Raw genomic sequence first — 21964 nt, forward strand, 5'->3', positions numbered from 1 at the left:
CCATATGGGTCAATTCTCTCGTCTCGCCATGCTCGCACTGCCAGCCCTGATGGTCGGCTGCACATCGGTTTCCACGCTCGCGCCGCCGCTCGGCCCCGACGATCCGTCTGCCGAGCTTTACGGAACCGGCGGCTTCAGCATGACCATTCCGCAAGTGAACCAGAAGGGCTGCTACCAGGGTGATGCCATCCTGAACACGCGGTCCGCAGCGCCGAGCATCCGCGTGCGTGCCGCGCGTCCCCTGGTGATTGCGATTGACGGTGCATCTGGCATTCATCGCTGCCGCGATATGGTCCGGTTCAAGCCGGAGGCGGGTCACAAGTACGTCGCGCATGGCAGGCCGGGGCCGGATGAGGAGTCGGCTAAGGTTTCCATCTGGAAGCAGGCGGTGAGCGCGAACAAGCCTTACTGCCATATCGCGGTGTTCGATGAGACGGACGAGACGGATGTCAAGCCGGTGCAGATCAAGCGGGTCGAGCCGCGCCAGCGGGGTTTTACCTGCATCGGTTTCGACTAATGGCGTGAGCGGTTAGCCGCGCGCGGATGCCAAACATGCCGTGACGCTGGGTCACGCAAATACAAGCTTTCATGCAGATCAGAAGAAGAATGATTGCCGCCATGCTTTCGGTGGCAGGTGGTGCGGGTTACACCAGTACGTCATTGCGTGCCCAGGTCCCTCCCGCCAATCCGGGTCAGGCCGCCATCCTCTCCGGCGCCGAACAGGAACAGCGCGTGCGCCAGCAGCAGGAATCCCGCGAACGCGCCCAGGCGGTCCAGGCGCCGGGCGTACGGGCAGCGCAGCCGTCGGCGGAGGGGTTTCCCGCGTTGCCGGTCGAGCAGCCGTGCTTTCGCATCGAGCGCTTTGTGCTTGAGGTACCGGCGGAGCTGCCGCCCGCGCTGCATGCGCGCGGCGCGTCTGCCTTGCCGCAGGATCCGTTTGCCTTTGCCCGTGCGTGGCTGGATCACTACCAGGGGGCTTGCATCGGCAAGCAGGGCGTGGACATGCTGGCCAAGGGCGTGTCGCACGTCATCCTTGGCCAGGGCTATGTGACCACGCGCGTGTTGCTGCCCGAGCAGGACCTGAGCACCGGTACGCTGCGCATGGCGTTGATCCCCGGCGTGATCGGGCAATTGCGCTTTGCCGAGCCGGATCTCCGGGGCACGTGGAAGAGCGCGTTTCCCGCGCGTCCCGGCGATCTGCTGAACCTGCGGGACCTGGAGCAAGGCCTGGAGCAGATGAAGCGCGTGACCAGCCAGGATGTGGACATGCAGGTTGTGCCCACCAGCGTGCCGGGCCAGAGCGACGTGGTGATCGCGGTCAAGCGGACCAAGCCGTGGACGGTGGTGGCGTCGATGGACAACTCGGGCACGCGCTCCACCGGCAAGTTGCAGGGCAACCTGAGCGTGGGCATTGACAACCCGCTGGGCCTGAGCGACCTGTTCAACGTGGGCTACAGCCAGGATCTGGCCTTTGGCGACCGGCGCCACGGCACGCATGGCTGGAACGGTTTCTATTCGGTACCGTGGGGATACTGGACGGGCACGGTGTCGGCGTATTCCAGCACCTATTACCAGCAGATTGCCGGCGTCAACCAGACCTTTGTCTCCAGCGGCAATTCGCAGACGGTGGATTTCAAGCTGCAGCGGGTGCTTAGCCGCAGCCAGAACGATGTGCTCGGCCTGCAGTTCCGGCTGTCCAAGCGCTTTGGCAAGAGCTTTATCGAGGATACGGAGATCGAGCAGCAGCGGCGCAACAACACGGTGGTGGAGGTGGGCATCACCGATCGCCACTACTTCGGCGCGGCCCAGTTCGACGGCAGCCTGGCCTACCGCCAGGGCGTGGCCGGCCTTGGCGCGCAACCCGATACGCTGGCCCAGCTGGGCGGCCCCACCTGGCGATACCGCATGGCCGTGCTGGATGTGAACCTGTCGGTGCCGTTCAAGCTGGCGGAGCAATCGCTGCGCTATGTCACTACCGTGCGCGGGCAGTTCACCAATGACCGGCTGTTCTATATCGATGCACTGACCATTGGCAGCCGGTACACGGTGCGCGGCTTTGATGGCGAAAGCCTGCTGGCGGGGGAGCGCGGTTTCTACTGGCGCAATGAGCTACAGGCGCCGCTGGGCGGGAGCGGGCAGGCGCTGTATGCGGGGCTGGACTATGGGCGCGTGTTTGGGCCGTCGACCGAGGGGCTGGTGGGTACGCAGCTGGCGGGTGCGGTGATTGGGCTGAGAGGCGGGCTGGGGTCGAAGCTGGGGGCGGTGTCGTATGACTTGTTTTTGGGTATGCCGGTTTATAAGCCGGCGGCGTTTCATACGGCGGGGGTGACGGCGGGGTTGCAGCTTGTTTATCAGTATTAATGCCTGAAAAGTGAGCGCGCTGCCAAGTCAATCGTTGACAGAACCATTTTCATCGAGAGAGGGGGGGCGCCCGGCAAGGCAGGACGGAATTCCCGGAGAAAATCGGAAATGACGAAGAGTAAATGGACCTTTGAGCAGTTTTCGGCGGTAAACAAAGAAAATGCCTTCACTTCTATTGACTACGTTCACGCTATAAGCAAGTTTGTGAAATTGCCAGATGATTTCTACCTTTGTATGGCTCGACTGTTTTGTCCGTCGTTTTTCAAGATGGAGGATGTGATATTCATATTAGAGACTTTCAGAAAGTCAGAATATGATGAGTATATTAATATCGGGTGCTCAGTAGAGAAAGCTCAGCCGTGGATCAATAAAATTGAGATTACATCGATATTTGATGGAATAGCAGTTGATGCTGCGCGGCAGATTTCTGATCTGATTGTAGATATATGGAATAGAAAGCTGGAGGTCGAATTCGGCAAGGCATCCCGACTAGCTAGAGTTGTGGTCGATCTGGAATTGGAAGAAGTATTTGTGACAATAGGTAACTTCGAGAGGTGCGCCGTGAAACCATGCCGGGGGAAGAGTGATTTTTGATCCAGTTTCGACCGAGACAATCTACTTCCCCAAGAGCAATCCGATTCCTCTTCGGGCCGCGCTCGCGCGGATCGCGGCCACGGATGATTGCGATCTGCTGGCGGAGGCGATTTGTCACTATTCCGGCTACGTAAGGGAGGCAGGCATTGCCCGGTGCGTGGAAATCGGCGACCCGCGATTCCTTGCGCCCATCGCCGACCGCCTGAACGACTGGGTGCCTCAAGTTCGCAAGGTCGCCGGCGATGGGCTGCTTACACTGCTTGCAACGACGCCGGCCGAACATTTCGCGCCACTGCTACCGAAGCTCCGGAGCCTGACCCAGGCAATGCGTACCGACCATGGCCCCTGGCTTGCCAAGTTCGAACAGCAGCTTGTCCAGGCAGGTGGCAGCGCAGCTATCTCCGGCGCACTGTCGAGCTCGGATACGCGACTACGCCGCGCCGCTTTTGCCGTTTGCCTCGATCATGGGCTCCTGCCTATCGTCGACCTGGTCAGGCTTGGCTTGGCATCCAGCGATATTGTTCTTGCCCGTCAGGCAGCAAATCTGATCGACAAGGTCCCGCACACGGAGCGGCGGCGTTGCATTGAACTGGCAATGACATCTACCTTCGGGCCTGTGCGTCGTGCCGCCCTGCGGTCCATCCTTGAGCGAGACGACCCCGCTGCCACGGACTTCGCTAAGTGTGCGCTCCTTGATCCCCAGGGCAGCCTGCGCTATAGCACGGCGCGGTGGCTGATGCAGCGCGGCTTTGATGTCTTGCGTCACTGCGTCGACACCCTGGATTCCGGACGCCTGAGACCCGGACAGATCAGAGCGGTGTTGTCTCTACTCGGGGAATTGCAAGGCAAAGAGGCGTTGCCAGTCATTGGGCAGCACACACAATCGCCGCACGTCGAGGTGCGCGCGCAGGCTCTGATCCTCATGGCGAAGCTCGCGCCGTCCACCAAAGACGATATCGCTGCTCGCGCCATGCAAGACCCATCTCCCCGGGTTCGCAGAACTGCGGCTCTTCTGTGCGTAAGGCACGGTGCCTTTGTCTCGCTTGCCCAGCTACGCGGCATGCTCGAGCAATACGGGGATCACGTCACGGCGCTGAGGATTGCCAGGCGAGAGAAATGGGACTATCTGGTTTGCATCGCCTTTGTGGGGCAGCTATGCGAGGCGGATGAACGAACTCGCGAGGATCTGGCTTGGGCGATTGACATGTGGCTCGCTACGGAAGGGAGTAGCTGGACGCGGCCGAGTCCTGTGCATATGGAAGTGTTGGCGCAGCCGGGCATGATGAAGTTGCTGTGCGATCCCAGTAACCGCTCGCAGGCATTGCTTGCGCAGCGCTTGCTTGAAGTGGGTGTCGCGGCTTGAGAAGGTTGTTTGCTGCCAAGAGCAGATATAGTGCACATCGAGTACCAACTATCCATGACGTATATCCACATCATCTACGCGGGCGCGAGAGTACTTCTGTCGAGAAAGCCCTACTCGTCATGGCGTGACATCCAGGAGGATTTTTGCGACTATAGCGCGTCGCTCGGTCCGTGGTCGGAAGCCGAGGTCACGGAATTTCTAAGTGACGAGTATCGGAGGCTGATGCCGTCAGCCTCAACTCAGGTTTCAGCGTTCATCGACCCCGATGCCGTGATCAAGGAGGTGTCGTTTGTTGGCTAGGTGTGGGTGAGTTCGGCCAGAGACGGTTGTTCAACAGTGGTATGCGTATCATTGACACTCGATCGTGTATTCAACACCACAGGATGGCAATACTGTCGTCCGATGAGGAGAGAGTGCTATGAGCAAACTCGCTTGTCCGTGCGGTAACACGATTAGCGACAATACAGATTCCTTGCCGTACAAGGCATCTCTACTCAAAGATACGCTTTGCGAGTCATTCTCAGACTGGCTTGTTAGTGAGCTTCATAGCTATGTAACCGCCGCTGAGCAGGGAAGTGTTCGCGCTTGGCTGTTGAGTCGTGGCTACCCTGAGGATTACATATCACTCCAGCTCAATCACGGAGACGTACTCCACGATCACCTTCATTCGGAATTTCTTGGGCTCCGACGCACCGCGTATGAGTGTTCCGTATGCGGCAGACTACACATCGAAACGAGGGAAGCCAACGTATTCGTCGCGTATTCTCCGGACTCAAATAGATACAATGGAGGGCTGTCGGAATGATTTTCCTGGCCTAAGCCTCAACTTGCGCTAAAGGGAATAGCTCGGGGCCCATTTGAATGGTGCTATCGGAAGCGAGCGTGATGTGCGCCAGAATGGCCGGATTCGCATCCGGCAGATATTCGTTCTGGGGCGACCATGGTAGTTGCCATTGCCTGGCTGACTACGGCTAAGACCGGGCATTCCGACCTGCGCTAGAATCGGGTTCATTGATGCTAGCGCGCCGCGCGAAGCGTCTGTTGATTCGCTCGATCGATGATCTGCGCAGATATGGATCTGGCGGTGTGACGTGGGCCCAATTCTTACCGGCACCACCGGTATTGCCTACGAACTCACGCAGATTCGTGCCTTGGTGAAAAAATGACAAGCGTTCTTCATCTCGTCGGGCCCGGCGGCGCCGGGAAGACCTCTGTCGGTCCCGTCCTGGCTCAGCGGCTCGGGTGGCAGTTCATCGACCTGGACGAGCGCTTCATGTCATTCGAAGGGGACATCGGCGCGTTCATAGCGACGTTGGGCTACGTGGTCTATGCGAAGCAGAACATCGCTGTTTACCGGAGGGTCAGGTGCTCGCTAGCAGCCCCCACGGTTTTGGCCCTGTCCTCGGGTTTTCTGACTTACCCCGAGGACATTGACCATGAGTATCAGGCTATCCGTTGCTCCATCGAGTCTGATCCATTGACCTCCTTGCTGCTGCCAGCATTCGAGCTAGAGCCGTGTGTCGAGATCATCGTGCAACGGCAACTCTCGAGACCGTATCTCCCTGGTGACAGGGAAAGCGAGGAGCGACGGATACGAGATCGATTTCCAAAGTTCATGGGGTTGTCATGCGCCCGGTTTCGAAGCGATGCTGCGCCAGACAAAACCGCGTGGCAGATTGAGCGGTTTGTGCGCGGACGTATTGTCCTCCTTAAGTAGGCGCGGTTGGCAAAGGCAGAATGCGGCTACCGTCGTCCGCCCGCACCGCCGATCCCGGCTACGCTGAGACTTTGAGGCCAGGCGATCGATTCTGGCTACTTTCGATCATCCACCACAATGTCATGGTGTGCGCGAACACGAAAGGCCGGGCGCCAGCGCCGCCAGTCGACATCGCGATCCGGATTGGCGACAATCGTGGGCCTGTTCCATCTGCCTTGCTCATGATGAGAACTCGATTCGAGGCAGGCGCACATTTAGAGAGCATCGATATGTCAGCGACAAATAGGGATCTAAAGATATGTTTCATCGGCCCCTCTGGTGCGGGAAAAACCACGCTCGCGCGTCGTCTGTCGCAGGAGACCGGTATCCCACATATCCCGTTCGATGAAATCTACTGGGACACCGCTAGTGGCGATTATTTGAAGCGCTCAAACGAATTGATCGATGAGGCCACGGAACGGGTGAGATTGGGGAGATGCTGGATTGTCGAGGGATCATATGACAAGCGTTTGCTTCCGTTTTTCCGGGATGCGAATTGGATCCTGATGATCCAGACGTCTCTGCACGTCCGCGTTTTGAGGCTTCTCAAGCGCTACGTGCAGGGAAAGTTTCGAGCAGCGGGCCCAGTCGAGAAATTCGCAAATACCATGGAGCTGATTCGGTTTACGAGCAGCTATCCGGCCAAGCTCTCCGGATTTCTTCAATCCCACCCCGAGCTGTTAGAGAAGACTCTCACGGTGAGTACCTACGAAAATATCGTGTCCAGAATCGGTTCAAGGTCTGCCGTGTTTAGCGATCGACGTTGACACGATAAGTTTTCCTGAGGAATCTGTTAAAGGAGCCACATGATCGCAACAAAAGCGTGCCCGGTTGTTTTGCGCAGTCGTCACGGTATCGTACATATCCTCGCATTCAAGCATCCTGCCGCAGGCTACCAGTTGGTAAAGGGCACCATTGAGCAGGGCGAGTCTTTGCCGGAGGCGGCAATTCGCGAGCTCTGTGAAGAGTCCGGGATTTGCGATGCTCACGTGGTTTCAGATCTCGGTCTTTGGAACGCGTCCTATCAGGAACAGATCTGGTCTTTTCAACTGTGCGCGACAGGAGCGGAACTGCCTGACGAGTGGGCCTTCGAGACTAGCGACGATGGCGGCCACACGTTTGCATTTTATTGGCACCCGCTGCAGCAAGACTTGCCCGAACCATGCCACCCTCTCTTTCAATCGGCTTTACGCGAGGTTCGTGTGCGAATCGGCGCGCTAACTAGGTCAGCATGAGTGGTCCGCATGCCCGTAGGACAAGGACGCTGTCCTCGATTCCGCAGTTGTAGATGGCCTCTGTTAATGTCCGCTGGGGAGAAGACGGATGTTCCTTTGGGCTACCGCCGTCCGCCTGCACACGGCGATCCCGGCCGGAAGCCGACGTTCGGTCGATGCGGTATCTAGTAGGCAAAACATGGAGACTGCATTGGAAGCAGGGGCTGAATTTTGAAACTGGTACTGATTGACGGGCTGCCAGGAATTGGCAAGAGCACACTTGCGGAGCGGCTCTGCGGATTTGCGGGCTCGCTCGGGTGCGAAGCCAGGTGGTATCGGGAGGAAGATCAGGAGCACCCGGTGCATCCTGCGGGGCTTACGAAGTCAAGGCGACTGCCTGGCTATTCCGCGCGTTGCCTGCAGGGCTGGCAACGTTTCGCGGAGCGATATCGTTCCACGAACGGCCTATGTATTCTTGAAGGCAGCCTTTTTCAGAGCACTGTCCGCTTCATGATGGAACAGGAGCAGGGTGGAATTCGTGGCTACCTTGCGGAATTTGAGAGCATCGTCCAATCCCTTTCTCCGGTCACCATCTACCTCCGCAGTGTCGACGCGACCGACCATTCCCGCAGCACCGCTCTCTACCGAGGGGCGGCATGGACAACCCGGGTCTCCGCGTACCTCGAAACAACCCAGTACGCGCGCCGAAGGAACCTGAATGGCGCTGAAGGAATGCACAGGCTGTGGACAGACTACGCCGAGCTTTGCGATTCGCTGCTCGACCAAATGTCCATGCCAAAGTTAACCATGTTGGTTGAGCCGCCGGACATGGAGCGTCCGTTTGGTAGATCCGTTGATTTTCTGAAGTCCACAGGTCATATACGGGCCGCGACGAAGCTCTCATAGACCGCCGTTGCTCGACGACGGTAGCCGAACTGCATGGCTCTACCCAATTCAGGAGCAGCTGTTCGGCGAGGAGGCGAGTGATCGCGTCCAGACAGCTAGTGCAGCAGGCCTATGTAGTAGGCCACCCACAAGAGCAGGGCCACTACGATCGCAAGGACGGCGCCGCGCCATACCGTGCGTGCACTTGGAAGATCGTTCCCGCCAGAAGCGAGAGTAACGACTAGGAATATGAGAATGCCGACAACCTTCAATCCTTTGACAAACACGCTGCCAACTGTGTCAGCAATTCCTCTCCAACTGGTGGCCCGATAGGGGCGCACTACCGGACGCCGAAATTCCGGTCGCTTGTCGAACATCACGGGTAGACCGCATCTTAGCAATTCCGGATGAGGCAGCTCCGATGGCGGCAGGCTTCATCGCTTCGCCCAAGACTGGCATATTTGTTCCACTCAACAGTCGGCGGCCGGCCTTTGGAAAGAAGCTGGTAGAGATCCGGTCTTGGCCCCTCCACTTTGAGCTTCCAAGTGCTGCCAATTTCGATCAGCCGACGCATGAGCGGTCGATGTCCGAATCGGCAGAATAGCGCCTGCGTTTTTATCACTTTGCTGAACTCGGACGCGATCCCATCAAGGCATCAATAAAGGGAGCCTTCTTCGCAAGGTACTCGCCGATGCCATTGCGGTTGCTTGCTTGCAGCTCAAATTTCAGATCCTGATACTGCTGCCGAATAGCGGGCTCGCTCCTGAGAAGATCGAGAAATCGGAGCATTCTCTCAATCTGCCAGTGGCCGCTGACACATACATGCACCTTGTGCGTTCGCACCCCATCAACATCGCGACGATAGAAATGGTGCCCGGTTGAAAGATCGCTTCCCCGAACGTAACCCAGTGCGCTCATGAAACTGTCTCGGGCTGGCTCGTTGCAATGTTCTGAGACCTCAACCATGATGTCGATCTCTGGCTTGGCCGCGAGTCCTGGAACAGCGGTGCTTCCGACGTGATAAATACCGACAAGTTCGGCGCCAAGGCCCTTGGCTATGCGCTCTTTCTCGGCGACAAAAAGAACAGGCCATCTGCTGTCATAGTGGGAGATTTTGCTGGTGAGCTTCATTGTGTTTCCCTTTGTTTCCTTGGTGCGCCATCGGCCAAGAGCTGCTAGTCCCAACTCAACAGCTCATATAGCATTCTTCCGCCCCGCCCCAAACGCCTCCTCACAACAAACCAGCCAAGCGCGTGCCGCCCGCGACAAATACCCCTCCCGCCAGACCAGCCCCAGTTCCCACACCAGCTCGGGTGCAATCAGTGGCCGGATCGCTACCCGCTCGGGATCCAGTTGCCCGGCAATTGGCGCAGGCAGGATCGCCACGCCCACATCGGCCCCGACCAGTTCGCCGATAAAGTCCCAGTGCCGGCTCTGCCCGGCAATCTGCGGCGCAAAGCCGGCGGCTTCGCAGGCGTCCAGGATGACGCGATACAGCACGAAGTCGTCTTCATACATGACGAAGGGCAGGGTGGCGAGGTCGGCTAGCCGGACTTTGCCGGCGCGGCGTGGTGCGCGCTCGGCGGGAAATACCGCGACCAGTGCCTGGCGGGTGACGGTGAGGCTGGCCAGGCCGGCCACGGCGGCGGGCAGCACCGTGACGCCGAGGTCGAGCTGGCCTGTGGCTACGCCTTCTTCCAGCGCGCGGCCGCCTTGCTCGCTTAGCCGCAGCTTTACGCCGGGGTACTGGCGGCGATAGGCGCCGATCACCGGGGCGAGGTAGCGGCCGGCCATGGGCGGGATGCCTACCTTGAGCTCGCCGCGCGCCATGCCGTCTACCTCGGCGACTTCCTGGCGCAGGCGTGCCACTTCGGCCAGCACGGCCTGGCTGCGGGCGAAGACGACCTCGCCGGCGTCGGTGAGCTGTACCGTGCGGCCTTCGCGCAGCAGCAGCGGGCCGCCGAGTTCGTCTTCCAGGCTCTTGACCATCTTGCTGATGGTCGGCTGGGTCACATGCAGGGTTTCGGCGGCGCGGGTGAAGCCGTTCTGGCGGACGACTTCCACGAAATAGCGCAGGGCGCGGATATCCATGGGGCTCCTCGGATGTGGCGTGCGTGGGGGATCACGGCTTGCCATTCCAATATGGCATCGAATCAATAATTTATATTCATTTTATATATCGAAGTGCGCTTCGTACACTAGCGTCACTGCCACGTTCCCTGTGGCGCCATAGCTTGAATGCTCTCCATGCAACGCGCTGTTCCTGCCGCTTCCCCCGCATCCGTTACGTCCCCCACCTCCGCGACCTTGCCACAGCCGCCCGGTGCTCGCCTGCGCACTGGCGCCATCGCGCTGGCCCAGGTGGCGGCGCTGTCTGCCCTGTGGCTGCTGGCGGACTGGCTGCGCGGGCGGCTGGGGTTGCCATTGCCGGCTGGCTTGCTTGGGCTCCTGGCGCTGGCCGCGCTGCTGTTCAGCGGTGCGGTGCGCGGTGGCTGGGTGCGTCGCGGGGCGGACTGGCTGCTGGGCGAGATGTTGCTGTTCTTCATCCCGGCGGTGTTGGCCGTGGTGCAGTACCCGGAGCTGGTTCGGCATCAGGGCTGGCGGATCTGCGCGGTGATTGCCTTGAGCACACTCACGGTGATGGTGGTGACGGCGCTGGTGGTGGAGCAGGTGGTCCGCCTTGAACTCCGGCTGGCGCGCCGCGCGGGCCGTGCCACGCACAACCGGCAGCAGCATCATGCATGACTCCGTGCTGGCGGCGCTGAGCCTGGTGGCTACCGTTGCGCTCTATTACTTCAACAAGCGCCTCTATGCGCGCCGCGCGCGGCTGTGGCTGATGCCGCTGCTGGCCACGCCGGTGGTGCTGATCGCGCTGGTGCTGGCGGCGCATGTTCCGTATCGCGACTATATCGCCGACACGCGCTGGCTGATGTGGCTGCTTGGCCCGGCCACCATCGCCTTTGCGCTGCCGATCTACGATCACCGTGCGCTGGTGCGCCAGCACTGGTTGTCGATTTCGGTTGGCGTGCTGGCTGCGGTGGCGACGTCGGTGCTGAGCTCGGTCTGGCTGGCGCGCGGCTTTGGTTTGCCGGTGATGTTGCAGAAGGGGCTGGCGGTGCGCTCGGTGACCACGCCGTTTGCCGTGGATGCGGTGCGTGCGCTAGGCGGGCCCCCCGATCTTGCCGCGATCTTTGTCGTCATCACCGGGCTGACGGGCATGGCGATTGGCGAGACCGTGCTGGCCTGCTTGCCCTCGGTGCGCAGCCGGCTGGCGCAAGGTGCTATCTTCGGCGCCGCTGCGCATGGTGCCGGCACGGCCAAGGCGAGGCAGCTGGGTGAAGTGCAGGGCGTGGTGGCGTCGCTGGTGATGATGATCGCGGGGCTGGTCAGCGTGCTGGCCGCGCCGCTGATTCGCAGCGTGTTTTTTTGAGCGGGCTTGCGTAGTACTGCGCAATGGCTGCGCGCGATTGGGCGCAGGCGCTGAGTAGTACTGCGTAGCCCATGGCCTTGCGACCGCTCCGGGCGCAGGGTCTTTTGCGCGCCCGCAACGCGCCGCGCGAAATTGGCGCAAAATGCGGCACTTGCGCGATCGTGCCGGCGCGCTGTCATGCGTCATTCATCCGCACGTGGCTAGCCGTTCTTCCCGCCACGGCGTGCGCACCGCACGCGCAAGCTTCACCGATCTCTCTCTCGTTTTTCAATAACAACATCATGCGATTACCGCTTCTCGCGCTGGCTGCCGCGGCCTTTGGCATTGGCACCACCGAATTTGTCATCATGGGGCTGTTGCCCGACGTCGCCGCCGATCTTGGCGTTTCCGCGCCGGCTGCCGGCATGCTGGTCTCGGGCTATGCCATCGGCGTGGCCGTGGGCGCGCCCATCCTGGCCATCCTGACCAACAAGTGGCCGCGCAAGACCGCGCTGGTTGGGCTGATGGGCTTGTTCATCCTCGGCAATGCGCTGTGCGCGCTGGCGCCCAACTATGCGTTGCTGATGGCCGCACGCGTGGTCACGGCGTTCTGCCACGCGGCGTTCTTCGGCATTGGCGCGGTGGTGGCTGCGGAGCTGGTCCCGCGCGAGAAACGCGCGCAGGCGGTGGCATTGATGTTTACCGGGCTGACGGTGGCCAACGTGCTGGGCGTGCCGTTTGGCACCGCCTTTGGGCATGTGTTGGGCTGGCGCTCCACGTTTTGGGCTGTCACCGTGATCGGCGTGGCCGCTGCGGCTGCGTTGGTGGCCTGGTTGCCCAAGGCCATCCCGATGCAGGCCGGCAGCATCCTGCGCGAGTTCCGCTCCATCGGCGCGGCGCAGGTGCAACTGGCGCTGCTGATCAGCACGCTGGCATCGGTCAGCATGTTCACCGTGTTCACCTACATCGCTTACATCCTGCGTGACGTCACGGGTTTCACCGCGCAGCAGGAGAGCATGGTGCTGCTGCTGTTCGGGGCTGGCATCACGGTGGGCGGCCTGGCCGGCGGCAGGCTGGCCGACTGGAAGCTGATGCCCGCGCTTGCCAGCCTGCTGGCCGCGGTGGCGGTGGTGCAGCTGGTGTTCTCGTGGACCAGCCATTTCCCGGTGCCGACGCTGTTCACGCTGTTTGTGTGGGGCATGGTGAGCTTTGCCGTGGTGCCGGCCACGCAGGTGCGCGTGCTGGACAAGGCCAAGGGCGCGCCCAACCTGGCGTCCACGCTGAACCAGGGCGCGTTCAACCTGGGCAACGCCACCGGCGCCTGGCTGGGCGGATTGATGATCAGCGCCGGCCTGCCGCTGACCCAGTTGCCGTGGCTGGGTGCGGCGGTGGCCGGGCTGGCACTGCTGGCGGTGGGGGTGTCGGCGTCGCTGGATCGAGGCGGGCCGGTGGCGGCTTAGTACAAGCCGCGCCATGGCGCGCGGAGCCCCTGCGGGGCCCGTCGGGCTGTAGGATGTTGCCAGCAACGTTTCTTCGGGCCCGGCATGGACTACGCACACATCCTCCAACGCATCCACCGCGACATCGCGCCCTTGCTCACCCAGGGCCGCGTGGCGGACTACATCCCCGAACTGGGCAAGGTACCTGCCACGCATTTCGGCATGGCGCTGGTGTTTGCCGATGGCCGCAGCCATTGCGTGGGCGACGCCGCGGTGCCGTTCTCCATCCAGAGCATTTCCAAGCTGTTTGCCTGCACGCTGGCGTTCCAGTTGCTGGGCGAGGACCTGTGGCAGCGGGTCGGGCGCGAGCCTTCCGGCAATGCCTTCAACTCGCTGGTGCAACTGGAGTACGAGCAAGGCAAGCCGCGCAATCCATTTATCAACGCTGGCGCGCTGGTGGTGACCGACGTGCTGTGCAGCCGGTTTGTCCAGGCGGAGACCGCGATGGTGCAGTTCCTGCGCCGGCTCAGCGGCAACCCGGCGATCGACTACGACCCGCGCGTGGCGCAGTCCGAGCGCGAGCATGCGGACCGCAATCGCGCCATGGCGTATTTCATGAAGGACTTCGGCCGCCTTGAGATGCCGGTGGACAAGGTCATCGACGCCTATTGCCGCCAATGCGCCATCACCATGAGCTGTGAGGACCTGGCGCGCGCGGCGCTGTTCCTGGCGCATGGCGGGGTGGTGCCGTGGAGCGGCGAGCGCGTGCTGGACGCCAGCCCCGCCAAGCGCCTGTCGGCGCTGATGCTGACCTGCGGCACTTATGACGCTGCGGGGGATTTTGTCTATCGGGTGGGTTTGCCGGCCAAGAGCGGCGTGGGCGGTGGCATTGTGGCGGTGCTGCCCGGCAGGTGGGCCGTGTGCGTCTGGTCACCGGGGCTGGACCACAGCGGCAATTCGCTGGCCGGGGTGCAGGCGCTGGAGTGGCTGACCACGTTGAGCGGGCATTCGATTTTCTGAGCAGGGACAGGTACGGACCTCAATCGGGTAGGCGAAATGTGATCCATACGCTATAAGTGCAATTATTCCTGCACTATGGGAGCAAGATGGTCAAAGTATTTGCCTTATTGCATCCTTCCTGAGAAGTGCTATTATTTTTGCATAATCGTCCAGGATATGTAGAAATATTGCCATCATGGCGAAAAAAACCGCGCCACTCCTTCCCTCAACCCAGCGTTTGCTTGTCGAATTCGGCGAACGTCTCAAGCTCGCTCGCCTGCGAAGAAAGCTCACGGCCAAGCAGGTGGCAGAGCGTGCCGGGATGTCCCAGATGACCTTGCGATCGCTCGAGGCCGGTGGCTCGGGCGTAACGATCGGCGCTTATCTTTCGGTGATGCAGGTGTTGGGCGTCGAGAACGACCTGGCCAAGATCGCCGATACGGACGAGATCGGCAGAGGCCTGCAAGATTCCCGTTTGCTGGGACGTACGTCCAGCCGGCGCGCTGCTGCGCCGCGCTTGCCGCTCGACGAATCAGTCGCCCGTCCAGAGGACAGGTTGCCAGTTGAGACGGCGACCCCTCTTCCCGTCAATAGTGAGTCCTTGGCTGCCTTGATCTCCCCAAGGAGAAAGAAGTCGGCGATTGAGGAGCACGAGTGATGAGCAAGATGATAGGGGTCTACGCTGACTGGGATGGCCTGGCATCCGCCAAGCGCCTTGGCTGGTTGCATGCCCGGAAGGCAAGGGCAACAGAGCTGTTCGAGTTCGAGTACGATCCGGCGGCCTTGGCTGATCCCGCGTTGGGGTACCTTCAGATTGATCCCCGCATCGGGCTCTATGCTGGCCCACAGTTTCCAGGAGATCGTCACGATAAGTTCGGGGTATTTGCCGACTCGTGTCCTGATAGGTGGGGGCGCGTGTTGATGAGGCGGCGGCTCGAACGCGATGTTCGCGACGGCATCTTCCCCAAGGGCACAAGGCTCTTTGAGTCCGATTACCTGCTCGGTGTGCACGACCGGTATCGAGTCGGTGCGATTCGATACCGGCTGAACGACGAAGGTAGCTTTCTCGATAATCGCGATGGTATCGCGGCCCCGCCATTCACCGAGCTTCGCGATCTGGAGCGTGCAAGCCGTGCTATCGAGGCGGATCCGGACAACACGTCGGCGGATGGTCGCGCATGGCTACGGATGCTCATTGCCCCGGGAGGCTCTCTTGGCGGTGCGCGCCCAAAGGCCAGCGTGGCTGACAGCGATGGCCGCCTCTGGATCGCAAAATTCCCGAGCACCCGTGATGAGCATGATGTCGGCGCATGGGAGATGGTCGTGAACGCCCTGGCTACTGCCTGCGAGTTGCGGGTAGCGAAAGGGATGGCGCAGCGCTTCGCAAGCGACCACCACAGCTTCATGGTCAAGCGCTTCGATCGCACCAGTGCTGGCCGGAGACTTCATTTCGCTTCCGCCATGACCATGACCGGTCGGGTCGATGGCGACGATGCGGCCGCCGGCGCGAGCTATTTGGAATTGGCCGAAGTGATCGTCCGGCATGGCGCGCAGCCCAGCAAGGATCTGCGCGAGCTTTGGTCACGCATCGTCTTCAACATCCTTGTCTCCAATACCGATGACCATCTGCGCAATCATGGATTCATCCTGATGCCAGGAAAGGGGTGGCGGCTATCCGAAGCCTATGACATGAACCCTGTTCCCATCGCGGATGGCTTGACGCTGAACATTACTCACGCCGACAACGCGCTGGATCTGGAGCTTGCACGAGAGGTGGCTGGGTACTTCCGAGTTTCCATGTCCGATGCCGATGACATCATCGAAGACTTCAAGCGGGTTGTCGGTCAGTGGCGGCTTGCTGCGAACGGATTACAATTGTCGCAGCGGGAACAGGACAATATGGCTTCTGCCTTTCGCCTGGCGCTGCGGTAGGCAGGGTGCCATACCGCTCGGATCGAAGAGGCCCGGAGCCGGAAAGCCGTTTATGTTTGTTACTGGCCTGAGATTCTCCAGGTGCGATGTGGGTTTCGCGATCAGCCAGTTAATCCGGCATCAGCCCAGCATCAGCCCAGCATCAACCCGGCATGCGCCAGCAAATGGCGGAACACCGCCAGCCGGGCTTCTCCCGTTTGCGCCAGCTTGCGGCAGACGTGCAGGTGCGCCGTCATGTCGCTGTGTCCGCGCAGGGCGTCCTTGCACTCGCGGTCCGAGATTTCCAGGTGGATACCTGTGAGGATGGCGCAGCCCTTGCCCACGGGGGCGCTCACGATGGCGGGCGGGGTGCCTTCTATGCCCGTGTACACGGCCAGGATCTGCGCCGCGTGGTTTGCTGCATCGTCGAAGTCGAAGCGGCAGCCGCCGTGGTAGTGCGCATACAGCGTGATCGGGGCATGGGTCAGGCTATGGGTCGTGCGTATTTCCGCTGCCGCCGTGCTCCGCGGCGTTGCATCATAAGCGACGCCCCGGGTGAGTTCGGGCAAGCAGCCAACCGCGACAGCATCCACGAAGCTCAGTTCGCGCGGGCCGCAGATAGCGCCTTGGGTGCCGGCATGGAACGCGAGTTCCCTGCAGGCGTAGTACGCGCCTGCGCAGATGCCCAGATAGGCGCCGCCTTCTTCGACAAAGCGCCGGATGCGCGCGTTGGGCGCGCCGTTCAGGGCTGCGCAATAAGGCAGGTCCGCACCGCCCGGCATGACAAACATCACGGCATCATCGAAGAGCGTCGCGTCTTGCCGGATGTCGTCGGCCATCACCGCGCGGATCTCGTACGCGCCGGGAAGCAACTGCTGCCCGATCATCCGCATCAGGCGTGAGGTTCCGTCGGAGGTGCCGGCGTCGATATAGGTCAGGATCTGGGGCTTCGGCATGATGGTTTGGCCCGGTTAGCCTGGTTGGCGCGGTTGGGCGCGATAGTGCAGCAGCGGTGCTGCGTGCCTCAGGCTTGCGCGCGGCGGTAAAACGCCAGCCCGCCTGCCAGCGCAATCAGCGTGCCGCCCGACAGCCGGTTCAGCCAGCGCATGCCGTCGCCACGAAAGGCGTGCACGATGCGCGCGCCCAGCGCCGCGTACACCAGCATGACGGCCAGGTTCAACAGGCATTGGGCCAGCGTCAGGATGGCGTACTGTGGCAGCAGCGCCGCGCTCGTATCGATGAACTGGGGCAGGAAGGCCGAGATAAACAGCAGCGCCTTGGGATTGGTCAGCGCCACCAGGAAACTGCGTGAGAACAGGGCACGGCCCCGCGCCGCCGCCGGCGTCCGGGCGGCAGCGGAATCCGAAGGCGTATCCGGTGTCGTCTCCGGTACCGTCTGCGCCGCCTTGCCTGAGCGCAGCATCTTCCACCCCACATACGCCAGGTAGGCGGCGCCAAACCACTTGATCGCCTCGAAGGCAACCTCGGACGCGGCGATCACGGCGCCAAGCCCTGCGGCCACGGTGACGACCAGGATGACGTCGGCCGCGAGCGCACCGGCCATGCCCCAGCACGCCTTGCGTACGCCATGCCTGGAGCCGTTGTTCAGGGCCAGCAGCACTGTCGGGCCGGGGGTGGCAATGGTCACGGCCGAGGCAAAGATGAAGAGCAGCAGGGTAGGGAGCGTCATGGTGCAATCTGGCTGGCCCACGCGCGAGCGGGCGGGAGACATAGGATGATTGCCCGCTGGCAGATTGTCCAGTGCCTGCCATGCCCGGCATGCCCAGCATCGACGCGCCATGTGCTGCGCAATTGACAAAAAGCAAGCCGGGATTGCACGAGATGAGCAGACATTGCGTGTTTTGATACGATGATGATTAGAACGCAACGGTAGCCCGCAACCGCTATGGCGCTCACGATGCGCGCTTGAACGACTAGCGTTCGCCCGGTTAGGTTGCGGTTCTCCAATAAAAGGCAGAGACAGCCATGATCAAAGAATACGCGTGGAAGAAGCGGGTTTTCGAGACCCATGAAGTACAAGTGCAGGTGCGGCCGAGAACGCCCACGGTCTGGGAGTACACGGTGCGGGTTTGCCGCCCGGGCACGAACATCCGGGCCGCCGGGACGTTGCTGGAATCGTCGAAGGTGACGGACCTGTTCCCCACGGCGGACGCGGCGGAGAAGGCGGGCTTTGCCCACGGCGCCGAACTGGCGAAACGGCTGGCCTAGGGGCGCGGCTGAAGCACGGAAAGGGTTGGAAGGCATCGACTTGGCGCTTTTTGCCGGCTGATGGCGTAGCAGTGTGACTTTTTGTAGCGGGTGGTTTGGAGCGTACTTTGTGCCGATATACTGCGCAGGTCGTTGCAACCACAGCGACCGGGTTTAGCAGCCTGCGGAAAAAGGTGACCAATCCGCCATCAATCCGCGTGAAAAAAGGAGGCACACCCATGCCCCAGTCTTCGCTTGCTCGTCCCGGCCAAATCGCACCTCCCAAGCCCGCTATCCTCAACCAGCGCCTGCGCGCCTCCCAACGGAGGGCGCCCGATGCCTAGGTACCCGCACTACAACATCACCGCCCAACGCGCCGGGCGTGACACCTTCCTCACGGCCCATGCCCCTTCCGAAAGCCCGCTAAGCCTCGCTGCCGAGAAAACCGCGCAACTCAACGCGCTGCTTTCGGTGGCTGTCGAGAACGCTGCCGGGGGCTCCTTCTGCAACATCACCGAAGAAACGCAGAGCCATCTGCTTTCGCTGGCGGCCGTGCTCGCGCACGAAACGCTGGTGCTGAGCGAGTTGGCCGCGCTGGACGATGAGGACGAGGAGGAGGGCGGCGATGGATGATGACTGGCAGCCCGTTTAGCCACGGGGGGCGATGACAGCTGCGCGGCGCGTGACATCGATACGGTACTTCGCGCGTATCCCGGCTTGGCGGCGCAGAACAAAGTGCACTACAACACGCGCTGCAAATCGCGTTGCCAATCGCGCGCTTGCAGCCCCATGCGGCCATCGACTATGTTGAATCTCAAGGCCGACGTGGCCGCTTCGATGGGGAGCCATGATGAACAGGGTCATAGGACACCTGGCCGTGCTCGTTGTCTTGGGCCTGTCTGTCTTCCGTGGGGCGCAGGCATCCGACATCGACTGTAAGTCAGCGCCCGGCACGGGATCGGTCCGCTGCGAAGATCCACAAGGCAACGGGATGCGATGTGCGCTGGCGACCAATGGCCGCCCGCGCAACAAGCACCTGGTCTGCGATAACGCGGAGCTTTCGACGCGCTACGAGCGCATCTATGCCGAACAGCAGAGGCTGCTGCACAGCGGTGTCACCAACGATGCGGACGTCCGCGCCTGGCGGAGCAAGCGCGATGCCTGCGGCTCCGTGCGCTGTCTTGATAGCCTGTTTCATGAATGGTGGCGGTGGCGGGACGCTGCCCGCATGAAGCCGGCACGGCCCGCCGTGGCGCCGAGCAAGACCATTGCGCCGAACACGGCCGTCATGCCGAATACGACCGTTGTGCCGAGCACGACCGTCATGCCGAATACGACCGTTGCGGCGCCTGTCCTGCCAGAGCAGGAGCCGGCACCTCCCGCGCAAGACATGGCGACGCCGACTCCGCTGGCTGCCGCGCCAGAGAGCGCGCAACCGAGCGAGCCGACAGCGCCGGCGGCCGCCGACGTTCAGGCCCCGCCGAACCCGATCGGAACCGGGCAAGTCCCGCCCGAGCCAGCCTCCGGTGCCGGGGCGTCGCCAAGCTTGTCGTCAGGCCTGCGGACGGGCTTGCTGACGGGCTTCGCCGCCTTCGGCATTGGAGCGGCCTGGCTTTGGAAGCGCAAGCGAGATCGGCGCGCCTCGCCTAAACAGGAACGGCGTCGGGCCATCTCCGCAGGCATGGCGATCCTGTACGGCTTGCTCATCGTGAATGTGCTGCTTCTGGCGTTCACGCTGAGGTCGAGTTAACACACCTTGTTGTGGCACGGCTGGCCAAGGCGCCATGTCACGCCGAGCGCTGCGGCTGGCCGAGTGACGATCATCAGCTTCTGGGCGACCTGGCGCGCGCCATGCCGCAAAGCAATGTCGGCGCTTGATGCATTCTATCAAGAGCATCACGCGCAAGGCGTGGACGTCGTTGCCGTCAGCCTTGACCAGCTCAGCGACCGTTACTTCTAACCACTGAAAGCGCTTTTCACATTGCGAAATTCACGCCGAGTTTCCCCGGTGTTTTGTTTTCGTTCCTCGAAAACGCGTTCCACATCGCGAAATTCAATGCCTATCTCATTGAATAATAAGGATAAACCAACTCTTATGTCTTATATAAGACTTCGCCGTGACGGGCCAGAAGCGCCATACAATGATTCCACGCTGCTTGCTTCGACATCCGTAGTGGCACACGCAACCCTTTCTTCAAACTTCAAACGCGCTTAGGAAATTCACATGACCCAGTATCAAGACGACATCAAGGCAGTTGCCGGTTTGAAAGAGAACCACGGCAGCGCATGGAATGCCATCAACCCCGAGTATGCGGCCCGCATGCGTGCCCAGAACAAGTTCAAGACGGGTCTGGACATCGCCAAGTACACCGCCAAGATCATGCGCGCCGACATGGCCGCCTACGATGCCGATCCGTCCAAGTACACCCAGTCGCTGGGTTGCTGGCACGGCTTCATCGGTCAGCAGAAGATGATCTCGATCAAGAAGCACTTCAACAGCACCGAACGCCGCTACCTTTACCTGTCCGGCTGGATGGTGGCCGCGCTGCGCTCCGAGTTCGGCCCGCTGCCGGACCAGTCGATGCACGAAAAGACCTCCGTCAGCGCGCTGATCCGCGAGCTGTACACCTTCCTGCGCCAGGCCGACGCCCGTGAATTGGGCGGCCTGTTCCGCGAACTGGATGCTGCCCAAGGACCTGCCAAGGCCGCCATCCAGGAAAAGATCGACAACCACGTCACCCACGTTGTGCCCATCATCGCGGACATCGACGCAGGTTTCGGCAACGCCGAAGCAACGTACCTGCTGGCCAAGCAGTTCATCGAAGCCGGTGCATGCTGCATCCAGATCGAAAACCAGGTGTCCGACGAGAAGCAGTGCGGCCACCAGGATGGCAAGGTCACCGTGCCGCACGAGGACTTCCTGGCCAAGATCCGCGCCATCCGCTACGCCTTCCTGGAACTGGGCGTGGACGACGGCATCATCGTGGCCCGTACCGACTCGCTGGGCGCTGGCCTGACCAAGCAGATCGCCGTGACCAACACGCCGGGCGACCTGGGCGACCAATACAATTCCTTCCTGGATTGCGACGAAATCTCGGCCGACGCACTGGGCAATGGTGACGTCATCATCAAGCGCGACGGCAAGCTGCTGCGTCCCAAGCGCCTGCCCAGCAACCTGTTCCAGTTCCGCGCCGGCTCGGGCGAAGCGCGCTGCGTACTGGATTGCGTCACCGCACTGCAAAACGGCGCTGACCTGCTGTGGATCGAAACCGAAAAGCCGCATATCGCCCAGATCGGCGGCATGGTCAGCGAGATCCGCAAGGTCATCCCGAACGCCAAGCTGGTGTACAACAACAGCCCGTCGTTCAACTGGACGCTGAATTTCCGCCAGCAGGTGTATGACGCGATGAAGGCCGAGGGCAAGGATGTGTCGGCATACGAGCGCACCCAGCTGATGAGCGTGGAATACGATCAGACCGAACTGGCGAAGCTCGCCGACGAAAAGATCCGGACCTTCCAGGCCGACTCGTCGCGCGAAGCAGGTATCTTCCACCATCTGATCACGCTGCCGACCTACCACACCGCCGCACTGTCGACCGACAACCTGGCCAAGGAATACTTCGGTGACCAGGGCATGCTGGGTTATGTGGCTGGCGTGCAGCGCAAGGAAATCCGTCAGGGTATCGCCTGCGTCAAGCACCAGAACATGTCCGGCTCGGACATCGGCGATGACCACAAGGAGTATTTCAGCGGCGAAGCAGCCCTGAAAGCGGCAGGTAAAGACAACACCATGAACCAGTTCTGATACCAGTAGTACGCCGCAAA

The 21964-nt window shown here is 61.3% G+C and carries 24 protein-coding genes; 20 read left to right on the top strand and 4 right to left on the bottom strand.

The genetic code is table 11. The features are described 5' to 3' along the window. Positions 1–4 precede the first annotated feature (4 nt). The 9 genes from ACX12D_RS23165 (at position 5) to ACX12D_RS23205 (ending at position 8194) form a co-directional block, all read left to right on the top strand. Positions 5–517 (top strand): hypothetical protein, encoded by a 513-nt coding sequence (locus tag ACX12D_RS23165; RefSeq protein WP_441635982.1) that lies wholly within the window; start codon positions 5–7, stop codon positions 515–517. A gap of 71 nt (positions 518–588) precedes the next feature. Next, on the top strand, positions 589–2361 hold the full coding sequence (locus ACX12D_RS23170; RefSeq protein WP_459375813.1) for a ShlB/FhaC/HecB family hemolysin secretion/activation protein: 1773 nt from the start codon (positions 589–591) through the stop codon (positions 2359–2361). 108 nt (positions 2362–2469) lie between these two features. Then, the gene (locus ACX12D_RS23175; protein ID WP_459375814.1) at positions 2470–2955 is read left to right on the top strand and encodes a hypothetical protein; all 486 of its coding nucleotides are present in this window, start codon (positions 2470–2472) and stop codon (positions 2953–2955) included. Further along, positions 2945–4318 (top strand): HEAT repeat domain-containing protein, encoded by a 1374-nt coding sequence (locus ACX12D_RS23180; protein ID WP_459375815.1) that lies wholly within the window; start codon positions 2945–2947, stop codon positions 4316–4318. The genes ACX12D_RS23175 and ACX12D_RS23180 overlap by 11 nt, the downstream gene beginning before the upstream one ends. Positions 4319–4372: 54 nt before the next feature. Further along, positions 4373–4618, top strand: coding sequence for a hypothetical protein (locus ACX12D_RS23185; protein ID WP_459375816.1), 246 nt, complete (start codon positions 4373–4375; stop codon positions 4616–4618). An 862-nt stretch (positions 4619–5480) separates the two neighbouring features. Further along, positions 5481–6035 carry a shikimate kinase gene (locus tag ACX12D_RS23190; protein WP_459375817.1) on the top strand — a complete coding sequence of 185 codons (555 nt, stop codon included), beginning with the start codon at positions 5481–5483 and terminating at the stop codon, positions 6033–6035. A 20-nt stretch (positions 6036–6055) separates the two neighbouring features. Then, positions 6056–6841, top strand: a complete 786-nt coding sequence (locus ACX12D_RS23195; protein WP_459375818.1) for an AAA family ATPase — start codon at positions 6056–6058, stop codon at positions 6839–6841. 39 nt (positions 6842–6880) lie between these two features. After that, positions 6881–7309, top strand: coding sequence for an NUDIX hydrolase (locus tag ACX12D_RS23200; protein WP_459375819.1), 429 nt, complete (start codon positions 6881–6883; stop codon positions 7307–7309). A 210-nt stretch (positions 7310–7519) separates the two neighbouring features. After that, positions 7520–8194, top strand: coding sequence for a P-loop NTPase family protein (locus tag ACX12D_RS23205; protein ID WP_459375820.1), 675 nt, complete (start codon positions 7520–7522; stop codon positions 8192–8194). A 597-nt stretch (positions 8195–8791) separates the two neighbouring features. Here ACX12D_RS23205 and ACX12D_RS23210 read toward each other — a convergent pair. Beyond that, on the bottom strand, positions 8792–9304 hold the full coding sequence (locus tag ACX12D_RS23210) for a GrpB family protein (RefSeq protein WP_459375821.1): 513 nt from the start codon (positions 9302–9304) through the stop codon (positions 8792–8794). A gap of 63 nt (positions 9305–9367) precedes the next feature. Continuing rightward, positions 9368–10264, bottom strand: a complete 897-nt coding sequence (locus tag ACX12D_RS23215) for a LysR substrate-binding domain-containing protein (protein WP_459375822.1) — start codon at positions 10262–10264, stop codon at positions 9368–9370. Positions 10265–10420: 156 nt separating this feature from the next. Between ACX12D_RS23215 and ACX12D_RS23220 the strand changes: the two genes are divergently transcribed. The 6 genes from ACX12D_RS23220 to ACX12D_RS23245 all read left to right on the top strand — a co-directional run bounded on the left by ACX12D_RS23220 (position 10421) and on the right by ACX12D_RS23245 (position 15952). After that, positions 10421–10918, top strand: a complete 498-nt coding sequence (locus ACX12D_RS23220) for a CidA/LrgA family protein (RefSeq protein ID WP_459375823.1) — start codon at positions 10421–10423, stop codon at positions 10916–10918. Next, positions 10911–11603, top strand: coding sequence for an LrgB family protein (locus ACX12D_RS23225; protein WP_441635970.1), 693 nt, complete (start codon positions 10911–10913; stop codon positions 11601–11603). The genes ACX12D_RS23220 and ACX12D_RS23225 overlap by 8 nt, the downstream gene beginning before the upstream one ends. A gap of 281 nt (positions 11604–11884) precedes the next feature. After that, a complete protein-coding gene (locus ACX12D_RS23230; RefSeq protein WP_459375824.1) occupies positions 11885–13042 on the top strand; it encodes an MFS transporter in 1158 nt (385 codons plus the stop codon). A gap of 84 nt (positions 13043–13126) precedes the next feature. Next, positions 13127–14041 (top strand): glutaminase, encoded by a 915-nt coding sequence (locus ACX12D_RS23235; protein WP_459375825.1) that lies wholly within the window; start codon positions 13127–13129, stop codon positions 14039–14041. 175 nt (positions 14042–14216) lie between these two features. Next, complete coding sequence (locus ACX12D_RS23240; protein WP_459375827.1) at positions 14217–14678, top strand: helix-turn-helix domain-containing protein; 462 nt, start codon at positions 14217–14219, stop codon at positions 14676–14678. Further along, complete coding sequence (locus ACX12D_RS23245; RefSeq protein ID WP_459375828.1) at positions 14678–15952, top strand: type II toxin-antitoxin system HipA family toxin; 1275 nt, start codon at positions 14678–14680, stop codon at positions 15950–15952. The genes ACX12D_RS23240 and ACX12D_RS23245 overlap by 1 nt, the downstream gene beginning before the upstream one ends. 131 nt (positions 15953–16083) lie before the next feature. Here the strand turns inward: ACX12D_RS23245 and ACX12D_RS23250 are convergent, their stop codons facing one another. Both ACX12D_RS23250 and ACX12D_RS23255 read right to left on the bottom strand, forming a co-directional pair. Continuing rightward, positions 16084–16887: a BPL-N domain-containing protein gene (locus ACX12D_RS23250; RefSeq protein ID WP_459375829.1), complete on the bottom strand. Its 804-nt coding sequence runs from the start codon at positions 16885–16887 to the stop codon at positions 16084–16086. Positions 16888–16955: 68 nt separating this feature from the next. Beyond that, positions 16956–17621: a LysE family translocator gene (locus tag ACX12D_RS23255; RefSeq protein ID WP_459375830.1), complete on the bottom strand. Its 666-nt coding sequence runs from the start codon at positions 17619–17621 to the stop codon at positions 16956–16958. Between the two features lie 296 nt (positions 17622–17917). On the opposite strand from ACX12D_RS23255, the gene ACX12D_RS23260 reads away from it, so the two are divergent. The 5 genes from ACX12D_RS23260 to ACX12D_RS23280 all read left to right on the top strand — a co-directional run bounded on the left by ACX12D_RS23260 (position 17918) and on the right by ACX12D_RS23280 (position 21944). Next, positions 17918–18160, top strand: coding sequence for a hypothetical protein (locus ACX12D_RS23260; protein WP_035859902.1), 243 nt, complete (start codon positions 17918–17920; stop codon positions 18158–18160). Between the two features lie 315 nt (positions 18161–18475). Then, entirely contained in the window at positions 18476–18772 is a 297-nt protein-coding gene (locus tag ACX12D_RS23265) for a hypothetical protein (protein WP_459375831.1), read from the top strand. A 214-nt stretch (positions 18773–18986) separates the two neighbouring features. Continuing rightward, positions 18987–19889: a GntR family transcriptional regulator gene (locus tag ACX12D_RS23270; protein ID WP_459375832.1), complete on the top strand. Its 903-nt coding sequence runs from the start codon at positions 18987–18989 to the stop codon at positions 19887–19889. Positions 19890–19952: 63 nt separating this feature from the next. Then, the gene (locus tag ACX12D_RS23275; protein ID WP_459375833.1) at positions 19953–20099 is read left to right on the top strand and encodes a TlpA disulfide reductase family protein; all 147 of its coding nucleotides are present in this window, start codon (positions 19953–19955) and stop codon (positions 20097–20099) included. Positions 20100–20363: 264 nt separating this feature from the next. After that, the gene (locus ACX12D_RS23280) at positions 20364–21944 is read left to right on the top strand and encodes an isocitrate lyase (protein ID WP_459375834.1); all 1581 of its coding nucleotides are present in this window, start codon (positions 20364–20366) and stop codon (positions 21942–21944) included. Positions 21945–21964 lie beyond the last annotated feature (20 nt).

The organism is Cupriavidus sp. PET2-C1 (genome assembly GCF_054515855.1).

Excerpts from the sequence above, each read along its gene's own strand:
- ACX12D_RS23250 (WP_459375829.1), bottom strand. The coding sequence starts at position 16,887 with ATGCCGAAGCCCCAGATCCTGACCTATATCGACGCCGGCACCTCCGAC.
- ACX12D_RS23240 (WP_459375827.1), top strand. The coding sequence starts at position 14,217 with ATGGCGAAAAAAACCGCGCCACTCCTTCCCTCAACCCAGCGTTTGCTT.
- ACX12D_RS23210 (WP_459375821.1), bottom strand. The coding sequence starts at position 9,304 with ATGAAGCTCACCAGCAAAATCTCCCACTATGACAGCAGATGGCCTGTT.
- ACX12D_RS23215 (WP_459375822.1), bottom strand. The coding sequence starts at position 10,264 with ATGGATATCCGCGCCCTGCGCTATTTCGTGGAAGTCGTCCGCCAGAAC.
- ACX12D_RS23255 (WP_459375830.1), bottom strand. The coding sequence starts at position 17,621 with ATGACGCTCCCTACCCTGCTGCTCTTCATCTTTGCCTCGGCCGTGACC.
- ACX12D_RS23245 (WP_459375828.1), top strand. The coding sequence starts at position 14,678 with ATGAGCAAGATGATAGGGGTCTACGCTGACTGGGATGGCCTGGCATCC.
- ACX12D_RS23165 (WP_441635982.1), top strand. The coding sequence starts at position 5 with ATGGGTCAATTCTCTCGTCTCGCCATGCTCGCACTGCCAGCCCTGATG.
- ACX12D_RS23220 (WP_459375823.1), top strand. The coding sequence starts at position 10,421 with ATGCAACGCGCTGTTCCTGCCGCTTCCCCCGCATCCGTTACGTCCCCC.
- ACX12D_RS23280 (WP_459375834.1), top strand. The coding sequence starts at position 20,364 with ATGACCCAGTATCAAGACGACATCAAGGCAGTTGCCGGTTTGAAAGAG.
- ACX12D_RS23195 (WP_459375818.1), top strand. The coding sequence starts at position 6,056 with ATGCGGCTACCGTCGTCCGCCCGCACCGCCGATCCCGGCTACGCTGAG.
- ACX12D_RS23235 (WP_459375825.1), top strand. The coding sequence starts at position 13,127 with ATGGACTACGCACACATCCTCCAACGCATCCACCGCGACATCGCGCCC.
- ACX12D_RS23270 (WP_459375832.1), top strand. The coding sequence starts at position 18,987 with ATGATGAACAGGGTCATAGGACACCTGGCCGTGCTCGTTGTCTTGGGC.
- ACX12D_RS23230 (WP_459375824.1), top strand. The coding sequence starts at position 11,885 with ATGCGATTACCGCTTCTCGCGCTGGCTGCCGCGGCCTTTGGCATTGGC.
- ACX12D_RS23200 (WP_459375819.1), top strand. The coding sequence starts at position 6,881 with ATGATCGCAACAAAAGCGTGCCCGGTTGTTTTGCGCAGTCGTCACGGT.
- ACX12D_RS23185 (WP_459375816.1), top strand. The coding sequence starts at position 4,373 with ATGACGTATATCCACATCATCTACGCGGGCGCGAGAGTACTTCTGTCG.
- ACX12D_RS23175 (WP_459375814.1), top strand. The coding sequence starts at position 2,470 with ATGACGAAGAGTAAATGGACCTTTGAGCAGTTTTCGGCGGTAAACAAA.
- ACX12D_RS23170 (WP_459375813.1), top strand. The coding sequence starts at position 589 with ATGCAGATCAGAAGAAGAATGATTGCCGCCATGCTTTCGGTGGCAGGT.
- ACX12D_RS23260 (WP_035859902.1), top strand. The coding sequence starts at position 17,918 with ATGATCAAAGAATACGCGTGGAAGAAGCGGGTTTTCGAGACCCATGAA.
- ACX12D_RS23190 (WP_459375817.1), top strand. The coding sequence starts at position 5,481 with ATGACAAGCGTTCTTCATCTCGTCGGGCCCGGCGGCGCCGGGAAGACC.
- ACX12D_RS23225 (WP_441635970.1), top strand. The coding sequence starts at position 10,911 with ATGCATGACTCCGTGCTGGCGGCGCTGAGCCTGGTGGCTACCGTTGCG.
- ACX12D_RS23265 (WP_459375831.1), top strand. The coding sequence starts at position 18,476 with ATGCCTAGGTACCCGCACTACAACATCACCGCCCAACGCGCCGGGCGT.